Raw genomic sequence first — 10,277 nt, forward strand, 5'->3', positions numbered from 1 at the left:
TTATTCGTGCTGACAGGTTCCCGGGAACGCACATGACACGTCATCTCCGCTTCATCGTTCTATTTTTCGGGTTGGCCTTATCGTCTCTGGTCAGTGACGGTGCCTACATGCAGATGGTGGGTGTCGTTATCTTGTGCCTGTACTGCGTATCGTGCCCGGACCTTCGCCGGGGACTGCTCGAGCGCAACACGGTCTTGACGATAGTTGCCACGATGGTAACCATCACTGCCTTCTTCCTGTACTTCATCGCCTTTACTCCGCCCAACTGCGCGCCGCCATTGGTAAAGTCCGGCCTTAACAACTATATTTTTCTCGGCCTGGTTACGCTTTATGTAGCGTGCTTTTACACAATTATTAGAACAGAAGCCGAGAAAGCTATATCGGCACTCGCCACGTTGATTGTTTTGAATGATCTGATCCTGCTGTTACAGACGGTGGTTCTTATTGTCAGTAAAACATATATCGACCTTGTTGAACCCGTTACGGGCGAGATGTCGAGATACCACAACTATGAGAACCTCAATCCGGTGTTTGCCTTTCGGCCTACCGGTCTGTTTGTAGAACCCTCGACATTCAGCGCAGTGGTGGCTGTGATGACGATCGGCTATGTCCTCTTGAGCCGGGCCCAGAACCGCGAGCCTCACTTCCTGCCGGTGATTCTTTCCATCATCGCGATGCTCATCACACAGTCGACCGCTGCAACTATTCAGTGCGCAATACTGCTCGTTGCGTTCACCGCAAACAGAATGAAGTCGACGCGGGTCGTCATCGCCGTCCTGTTCGTCGTTGCACTGGTGACCATGCCGTCATTCCTCGAAGCGTATCTCAATAGCTTTACGACCAAAATGAATGAATCGTCAGAGCTACGCCTAGCCTTGGTCGATTATATATATTACGGCCGCAGCGGCTGGGACTGGCTGCTTGGTTATGGTCCGTTCGCTTTGGAGGATTCGCTTTACCGCTTGACAAGGACCGATGGAGCATTTCAGGTCGCTTCACTCAATGACGCAGGGTTAATGCAATATTTCGTGGTTCGCTTTGGAATGCTTGGCTTCCTTATTCCCCTTCTCTTCTTCATAAGGATAAGGAAAGATCTAAGCCATCTGCTGTTCCTAGCGGTATTGATGTCAGTCAAGCTTTCATATGCAGATCCGATCCTATACGTTGGGCTGCTGCCGCTGCTTTTGCACTCGCCCATGCGCATCGATTCCAAGAGCCGGAAGCCTGCATCTCAGCCCGTCAATTCTCTTGATGGCATCCAGTTGCGACATCGACCGTATCCACCGCAGCAGAGCTGAGAATCGTCACGCCCGCAATAGAGAAAGGCGAAAATGGGCACGCCATAATCGCTTGAACGGAGCGATTCCGGGAGGTTTATATGAAGTTTAGAAGCGATATTAACGGTGTCCGTGCCATCGCCGTACTGATCGTTGTGTTTTATCACTTCTCGGTGCCTCACTTCGCTGGCGGCTTTGTTGGCGTTGACGTGTTTTTCGTCATATCCGGCTTCCTGATGACCGACATCATTTTCAGGGGCATCAACAAAGGATCTTTTTCGACGCTGACGTTCTACAAGTACCGTGCACGTCGAATCATCCCCGCACTTGCGGTACTTTGTTTCGCATTGCTCGTCTTTGGATGGATCATTCTCCTGCCCTCAGAGTTTCGTGCCCTTGGTAAAGAAACGGCAGCGAGTATCGGATTCTTTTCCAATATCGCGTTCTGGCGCGAAGCTGGCTATTTCGACGTTCGCTCGCTCGATAAGTGGTTGTTGCACACCTGGTCGCTGTCAGTGGAATGGCAGTTTTACATGCTGTATCCACTCGTGCTCGTCCTGTTGACAAAATGGCTGCCAGTCTTGCGGGTACGTAGGTGGATCATCGCTGGAACGGTTATCTCCTTCGCCATCTGCGTCTATCTTTCTGCACCAACGAAGTGGCCCACCGCGGCCTTTTACCTGTTGCCCACGCGTGCATGGGAAATGCTCGCGGGGGCTCTGGTCTACTTGTACCCGATACACGTATCCGCACGCGCCCGCGTTGCTCTGGAGCGGACTGGTCTTTTGCTCATCGCCTTTGCGACAGTGACCTTCAACGCGCGTATGAGCTGGCCCGGATGGTCGGCGGTAGTACCTGTTCTGGGCACCGCGCTGATCGTCGCAGCTGCGCGGGACGATTCCAGCGTGACCGGTTCCCGGTTCGCACAATTCATCGGCAAGATATCGTATTCGGTGTATCTGTGGCATTGGCCGATAGTTGTCTGGATTAGCTACTTCGACAGGTCTGCAAATCCAATATGGGTGGCGAGCGGCATCGTCGCCTCGATGATGCTCGGCTATCTCTCGTGGAAGTTCGTCGAAATGCGTACGCATGGGACGACTTCAGTCCGCAATCTATCGATGCGCTTTGTTCCACTTCGCGTGACACTTGCATTTGCACTGGCGACATTTGTCGGTGGCGGAGTGGTCTACTACCGGCAGGGCATGCCCGACCGCTTCGATCATTCGGTCTACGTCGCCGACCGCGAGACATATGACACCAATCCGGATCGCAGCGTCTGCCACATGCTGCTGGATCCATGCGACGTGTACAAAACGCAAGTGAAAAGCCGTGCCGTAGTCATCGGTGACAGCCACGCGGAAGCGCTCGCCGAAGCAGTCAACGCAGCGGTGCCGAACGGCAAGCGCGGCGATGTCATTCTGATCGCGGTCCAGGGGTGTCCAACCATTGAAGGCGTGCGCCGTGACGACGGCGCCTGTCTGGAAGCCAACCAGAAGTACCTTGGTTTGCTTGAGAAGACTTCTCCGAAGATGCCGCCCGTTGTTATTGTGAATCACTGGTCTGAATATACGTCGGGTAATAGCAGGAACAAGCTGTCTTTCGTGGATGCCGGTCATCCCAACGGCAAAGCCACTGCGTTCTCGATGGATCAGTACAAAAAGCACTTTCTCCAGACGATGTGCGACCTTGCGAAAGTTAGACCAGTCTATCTTGTCCAACCCGTTCCCGAATTCGATGTGAACCTTCCCACCGCCCTTGCACGTGAAAAGATTGCAAACCCGGCCGCCCCGGACGTGACCCTGGATGTCGCCGAGTACTACAAGCGCAACGATCGTGTGCTCGATCTAATGCGTGAAGCCCGCGACCAGTGCGGTGTGCAGCTGCTCGATCCAACCCCCTACCTCTGTCCTAATGGAAAGTGTCTTGGCTCGTACCGCGGCAGACCGCTCTATTCAGACATGCATCACATGAGCGAATACGGGAATAGATTCCTTGTGCCAATGTTCAAGACGATATTCTAGTTGTCATAGTAAATCGTGCATCCTTTATGTGAGGTAACGAACATAAGTTGGAGAAATCGCGACGACAAGAAGCATTTCTTTTTACCTTCTCGCGTAAAGTACCCGGGGATAGACAGGTGTACGTCGCTCGGACGCATCAGCGCAGCCTATCTTTGAGTCACGGTTGCTGGCAGCGAGTCCAATCGTAGTTTCAGTTCGGATGGGGTAAGAAAATGAACAACTATGAGTTCTGTGTTCAGTGGATTCTCGATCAACGACGCGGAAATAATGTCCGCGTTCTCGATTATGGTTGTGGTGCCGGGCGAATTGTCAAAGACTTGCGACTGCAAGGTGTCGAAGCATTCGGGTGCGATGTATTTTACGAAGGCGCAGCTTACTCTTCATTAACTGACCTTACATCGACCGATGGCATCATTGTAAAAATGGAAGGCGGAGCCATCCCATTTGAATCCGCTTCGTTTGACTTTGTCATAAACAATCAGGTTATGGAGCATGTTGATAACCTCGACAATGTCCTGGCTGAAGTACGGCGGGTTCTAAAGCCAGGCGGCAAGGTTATCAGTCTCTTTCCCGATAAGGGAGTATGGCGTGAGGGACACTGTGGAGTCCCTTTTCTTCATTGGTTTCCGAAAGGCAGCCGCCCAAGAATCTACTATGCAGCGGCGTGCAGGGCCTTCGGTCTCGGCTATCACAAGCAGGACAAAAACGTGATTGGATGGAGCCAGGAGTTTTGCGAATGGCTTGATAAGTGGACTTACTACAGACCACGCCGAGAGATTGACGCGACTTACGATAAATACTTCTGTGACGTTGTGCACATCGAAGATTATTGGCTGAAACTACGACTTGGAGAGCGGAAAAAAGCTGCCACTTATTTGCCCGCATTTGCACAACAGCTTGTTGTGAGAAAGCTGGCCGGCATGATTTTCGTCGCTCGCAAGCCGCTCTGACGGTACTTTTTCCAATTTGAGAAATGGCTTCGAACGGCGCTGCGCTCTGACGAGCAAGTCGCGGGGTGAATGAGGGTCTTTTTTCCGATGGCGCAGACGACGGTGAGCGCCGTCGATCATCCCCGACTTGCTGGTCGGTCGACTCTTGCTGCACGCATAGTCTCACGTGGCAGCGGTTTCCCACAACCACTATGACTACGGAGATCGGCGCTCTAACGATTGCGATCGAGCTCTCGTGGCTGCTCATTGTCCATTCGTTGATCACCAGGTGGCGTCCGTCGGCTAACGTGACGACCTGCTCTTCCCCGAGTGTTAGCTTCGGTCCGGCGTCTGCACAGATACACTCAACCTCGCTCAAGCTCCACATTCCGTGGTCCCGTGCGCACGCAAAGCGATTCTCGCGCACATCGCATCCCGCGTGGGTGCCGTCCTGCGTTCTCTCAATGAACAGTTATCTAAACTATTTCTTTGCTAGTTTTTGCTCGCGTTGAATCGCCACCTTGACTCATTGTTGCGTCGCAATTGGGCCGCATACTTAGTCGGGCTATTTATGCCACATCGTGGATTCAACAATGCGACCAGTTACATTTCCTTCAGTAATCCTTCAAATGTGCGCGAACGCACCGCGCACGCGCAATTGGGGTTCCCTCCAGTTTCGGCACGTGCAATTATGAGCGTATATGTATCGTCATAAGTTGGGTAAAAGCAAATCAATCTGGCTCACTCGAGGCACAGATGAGGGACTCCGAATTGCAGTACGAAATCGTCACTGATGAACAGAAGCTACTTGCATTGAAAGGGGAATGGGACGATCTCTTGAAACGTGCGAATGGCTTTCACTATCAGTCCTTCGATTTTTGCTGGATCGCATGGCAACAAGTGGCTCGACCCAAAGGGCGTTCCTTGCGATGCATCGTATTGCGTGACAAAGGCAAGCTCGTATTGGTCTGGCCGCTGGTCGCTCATAAGCGATTTCTATGGACCTGTTTGTGTCCGCTGTGTCCGGAAGCTGCCGACTATTCAGATTTGCTTGTCGATCCTTGGGCACGGAGCGCCGAGTGTGTCGAGGGCGCCTGGCGCGTTGCAATGCGAGAGTGCGGCGCCGACTTTCTACACCTTCCGTTTCTGCACGAGCGCACGCACCTCTACCGCATAGCCTCGAAGGCCGGCCCGCTGGTTATCCAGAGACGCAGCGACTCTTACGTAGCTAAACTCAGTGAGGAATGCGCAGGTCGTGATTGGGCATCGTTCAGCGATTCACTAGGGCCACCGCACGGACGAAAGCCCGGTTCCATTGCGCGCCGTCTGTCTAAGAAAGGGCACCTCGAATGGAAGTTCATCGATCCGTGCGACAAGTCAGCAGTGGCGTATGCCGTCGATCTCATGTTCGAATGGAAGCGCCACTGGAGTGATCGTGTCGGCAAGCGCGGGCCCTGGCTCGATTCGGTTCACTACCGCAACTTCCTCGTGGAGTGGATATCGTCGCAGTCGCCTTCGTCGCGCGCGCATCTGCTCATGATTGCACTCGACGGTGTTCCGATTGTGTCGCTGGTCTTTTGCGTCAGCAATAACCGCGTGAGCACGGTGATCGGAAGTTTTAACGAGGCATATGCGAAGAGCTCTCCCGGACTACTTGCTTTCGAATATGTGGTGAAGTGGGCGTTTGACCGCCAGTACGATGTCGACTTCGGATCAGGCGCGGAGCGATACAAACAGTTCTGGGCGCGCGGCAACGTGACAAACGTATGGACACTGCGGACCGTCGCTTCATGGTGGGGACGTATCGGAATGATTGTGCAACGACTGCCGTTCGAGGTGAAGCGCACTGCGCGAGAAGGTGCTTTTGCGGCCCCATCATCAACAGCCGGCGCGCGTTACGCAAGTACCGGGAATTCACACGAAATATGACAGATTCGCGGCAAGATGCGCGGCAATAGAAAAAATTCATGCAGGCGCACGCGTAATCGCTATGCGGCGTGTGATTCCCTACGCGTCGACTACAAAGGGACGCAACGATTTCACTAGATTTCGTTCGCCGCGCCAGACCAATCCGCACATCTGACCCTCGCCGAAATTTATCTTCCGCGCACTGGGTTGTGGCACTTTAATTGAGTACCATTAGTCAGATAAATTGGCATTCTTCTTAACATTTCAATCGTTACAAAATATTTTCCGGTAAGGGAAAACCCACCCGGGGTAAACAGCGCCGCGAACTGAGGTGAACGCCCAAGGCTGCGGGCTCACTGCGCTTGGCGACTGCGCCTTTCGCTAGTCGCTTTCTAGTTACAATAAGTTACGATTTGGCGAGCGAATCACTTTGAAAGGTTTCGTTGGAGTAGGAAAATCCTTCTCGACAAATCGGCGTCACCCGACGGCATTTTCCAAATTTGCCGATAGAACCAACCACCGTGAGAGTCCATCCTTGTGATGGGCCGTTACAGATTGACGACGTTGAGTCTTGATATCTGCGGCGGTAGCGCTTTTCCTTTTCCCCCATACGTCCGCCTTTGGCGGTCATCCGGTGAGGAGTGGATATCGCGTCCATACGGCTCTCACTCGCTCGCTTATCGCGAGCTTCGCCCTCGATCGTCGCGTTGACGGTCGACCGCCTTTTGACCCACGAACGTTTGTTCGTACAAACGCGCCCGCAAGGGCAAGGCCAATGAATCTTTTCCTCAAGAGAAGTACCAACACTCCTCCCTCCAGCTACCCAGTCCTTACACGTCGCGCGATATTGACCGGTGCGGCGCTCATTGCCGGTTCGCTCGTGCTTTCCGCCTGCGGCGGCGATAATCCATCGGTTGCGCCCCCTTCCGCAGACACTCAGTCCAAGGCTTCCCCGACAAGCGCGCCGTCCACCGACGTCAACGCGAACGGCCAGCCGCCGGCGTAGCCAGCTCATAGGCGGCTTTTCGCCAGAGGCGCGTGAGACGAGCCGTCGACGCGCGGTGAAGGTCGCCCGATACGTGTAGCAGCTCGAACCCATTGGGAGAGCTTCACGATCTCCCTCTGATCCTGGTAGTGCAATCCACAGGCTTTCGTCGCTAAACAGCACTTTGCTGCGCGGAGCATTTAACGCGCCACATTACGTACTACTAATCGCGTCGAATGTGGTTGATTGTCACAGCCCAGCTCATCTAGCGAGCTGCTTGCCGATTTCATATTCACATTTTGACCAAATCAATGAGACACATTAAGTACTTCTTATTAGTTCTGTTTTCACTGACCTTCTTTTCCGCAGCGCATGCAGCGGGCAATCCGGCTTCGGTTACCGTCAACGGCGTCACATGGACGAAGTGTGCCGACGAGCACGGCACCTGCAGTTTCTCCGGCACGCAGAGCGTGCTCTATGGTGCATGGCCTCCGAACTCGCCATCGGCCATGTACGCAGTGAATGGCCCCTACAGCAGCAGCGTGCCGTGTAGCAACAGCGCGATGGCTGATCCCGCTACTGGTTACATCAAGGCGTGCTATGTGAAGTCCACCACGACCACGTCGTCGGCTACCCAATACACGCCGCCGGCACTGGTGAATCCGGTGAACCCGATCACCTATGGCGCAAAGTGCAATGGCTCGACCGATGATACGGCTGCGTTCCAGAAGGCGATCAATGCGGGCGACGTGCTGGTTCCTGCCGGCACCTGCGTGATCAATGGCACGCTCAATGTGCGGGTGAGCAACCGCCACATCCAGTGCCAGGGCACCATCCTGAAGCGGACCACGGGTTACAACATGCAGATGTTCGTGATCGGCGACTACAAGAACGCCTATACGAATGACAGTATCGTTGAGTGCAATTTCGTGGGCGCAAACACCGCGGCCCCGCAGTACTACAACAATGACAACCGTCACTGGGATATTCCGGTCGAAACGACCGGTCCGGTAAGCAACTTCTTCCTGGCAGGCAACAGCTTCAAGCAGTTCTTCGGCCAGTCGATGTTCCAGACCTACGGCGCGCCCAATGGCGGCAGTGGCGACAAGATCATCTACAACACGTTTGCAAGCTGCGGCTACTATGGTCCGGTGTTCGTTGCTCACACCAATGGCTACATCGGCCATAACACGGTGACCGACTGCGCGGTGGGTATCGAGAACGACAACACGACCCAGGCGACCGGCCACAACGTGATCGAGTACAACACGATCAAGGCTGTGTACGGCTATGGCGCACCTGACATGACTTCGTCGGTGATGCTCACGGGCGGCGTGGCGGCGAGCGCCGACTACTCGACCAACATCGTGCGTAACAACACGGTGTCGGGCACGAGCAATGCGCAGGGTTTCCGTGGCGCCAATATCCCCAGCCGTACCATCATCGGCAAGAACTGGGGCATCAAGGCGGCGCAGTATTCGAACAACACCTGCGTGACCGGTTGCTCGGTGACGCCGTAATCAGGCGAGTTCTTCCGTGCGATATGGGCGAGTTATTGCACGGAGATCACATAGCGCCCGGAGCGGCTTTGCCGTGGCCATCGCTTCCCCGGCTGGGCAATACGTTTTGAGGTGCTTCGGCAGCCCCGGCTCCAACCGGGGATTGCCACGATTTGCTGATGCGTAGCAACGATTCGAAAATGGCAGAGGATATTTCCTCTGCCATTTTTTTTGTGACACAACCGACTGCTTACGGCCCCCGCTCTTCCAGACTTTCTTTAAGGGACGAGACTGGGTGCCATATCGCGAATCCGCGTCACATGACGGGACCACCTGGTCGAACGGCCCCGGCCGTCTCTCAAACTGCGGGCGAGACGGCTTATATCGCGAAGTTTCTATATCCGATGGACTGCGCAATCCCACGCGTCAAGGAATGGTAAGTGTTCACGAGAAATTGACTTGAAATCTGGTGCCGTATCCGCCGAGCAGCTCAGCGAGTTCAGAGTCGATGGTTTCCCTGGTCCACGTGACGAAGCGTCGCCAGTGGTATTTGAAGTGCTTCCAGACGATCTCGATCAGATTCAGCTCGGGGCTGTACGGCGGCAGATAGAACAGGAGTGCCTTGTGTTCCAGAAACCAGCGGTCCAGTGTGTTCTGATCAATGCTGTGATGGATGCTCGCGTTGTCGAGCACGATCACCGTCGGACAGCCATCGCCCTTGCGGATCAGCGAGTCGAGAAAATCGACGACATCAGGGCCTTTCACCGTTCTGGCGCTCGCGGCGTAGATGAAGCTGTTCTTACCGAAGTCAAGCGCGCCCACGACGCTGCGTTTGCAATGGCTGTTGGGCTCGATACTGTGGGGCAAGCCCCGTGGTGACCAGCTTCGCTGAACGGGCGGCGCCGCACGGAAGCCTGCCTCGTCGAAATAGAACAGGCGGCACTGACCGTCGCGCGCGGCACATTGCAGCTTGCCGAGCGTATCCGCTTTCAACTGGAACTCCTCTTCGTTGCGCTTTTTTTGAGCGCGTAGCGATTGCGTTTGAACGAGAAGCCTTCGCGCTTGAGTGCCTCACCGAGCGTTTCGATCCGGCATGGCAGCGGTTCTCCGAGAATGGCCTGCACGCGTTGTCCAATCTGCGCAAGGGTCAACGACTCAGCTCGCGCCACCTCAAGGGCCGTGCTGATCATTGCGTCAGACAACGCAGGCGGACGGCCACCGTTATGGCCACACATCAGGCCGCACACACCGCTGTCGCGCCATGCGTGCGACCAGTTGTAGATACTCTGTCCGCTCACACCAAGCTGCTCGGCAATGACCTTGGGCTTGATCCTGCGCCCGAGCATCAGCAGGCCCGCCGCCCGCGTGCGCGTGTCACGATACCGGTGATTGATCGAAAGCTGCTGCAACGTTATTTCCTCGGCTTCGTTCAGCTCTACCTCACACTTCATCCGCTACCCCGGCATCAAGAAGGCGCCAGGTTAGCGAAATTCAAACAGATTTACCAGGTCCACTTATGTCATAACGTTCTGATTGGGCAGCCGCCGATGCCGCTGCAGCACCAGATGGAGCGCCTAATCTCACTGTGTCATAAAAAGGTGTTTGCAGCAAAGTGATACCTGGTAGTATTGAATAATACATACTTCGAGCGACCG

At 54.6% G+C, this 10,277-nt stretch carries 7 protein-coding genes; 5 read left to right on the forward strand and 2 right to left on the reverse strand.

Features of this window, described 5'->3' with window-relative positions; translation table 11 throughout:
• Positions 1–32: 32 nt before the first annotated feature.
• The 5 genes from SB822_RS50345 (at position 33) to SB822_RS50365 (ending at position 8,643) form a co-directional block, all read left to right on the forward strand.
• Positions 33–1,298, forward strand: a complete 1,266-nt coding sequence (locus SB822_RS50345; protein ID WP_410858281.1) for a hypothetical protein — start codon at positions 33–35, stop codon at positions 1,296–1,298.
• 80 nt (positions 1,299–1,378) lie between these two features.
• Positions 1,379–3,301: an acyltransferase family protein gene (locus tag SB822_RS50350; protein WP_410858282.1), complete on the forward strand. Its 1,923-nt coding sequence runs from the start codon at positions 1,379–1,381 to the stop codon at positions 3,299–3,301.
• A 212-nt stretch (positions 3,302–3,513) separates the two neighbouring features.
• Positions 3,514–4,251, forward strand: a complete 738-nt coding sequence (locus SB822_RS50355) for a class I SAM-dependent methyltransferase (RefSeq protein WP_090837660.1) — start codon at positions 3,514–3,516, stop codon at positions 4,249–4,251.
• Positions 4,252–4,986: 735 nt separating this feature from the next.
• A complete protein-coding gene (locus tag SB822_RS50360; protein WP_410858283.1) occupies positions 4,987–6,159 on the forward strand; it encodes a GNAT family N-acetyltransferase in 1,173 nt (390 codons plus the stop codon).
• Positions 6,160–7,434: 1,275 nt separating this feature from the next.
• On the forward strand, positions 7,435–8,643 hold the full coding sequence (locus SB822_RS50365; protein ID WP_410858284.1) for a hypothetical protein: 1,209 nt from the start codon (positions 7,435–7,437) through the stop codon (positions 8,641–8,643).
• A gap of 423 nt (positions 8,644–9,066) precedes the next feature.
• Here SB822_RS50365 and SB822_RS50370 read toward each other — a convergent pair whose 3' ends face one another.
• Entirely contained in the window at positions 9,067–9,615 is a 549-nt protein-coding gene (locus SB822_RS50370) for an IS630 family transposase (RefSeq protein ID WP_410858285.1), read from the reverse strand.
• Positions 9,612–10,073, reverse strand: a complete 462-nt coding sequence (locus SB822_RS50375; RefSeq protein WP_410858286.1) for a helix-turn-helix domain-containing protein — start codon at positions 10,071–10,073, stop codon at positions 9,612–9,614. Before SB822_RS50375 ends, SB822_RS50370 begins: the two co-directional genes overlap by 4 nt.
• Between the last annotated feature and the right edge of the window lie 204 nt (positions 10,074–10,277).

It is taken from the genome of Paraburkholderia sp. SIMBA_054 (genome assembly GCF_046534875.1).
Classification (GTDB): Bacteria; Pseudomonadota; Gammaproteobacteria; order Burkholderiales; family Burkholderiaceae; genus Paraburkholderia; species Paraburkholderia hospita.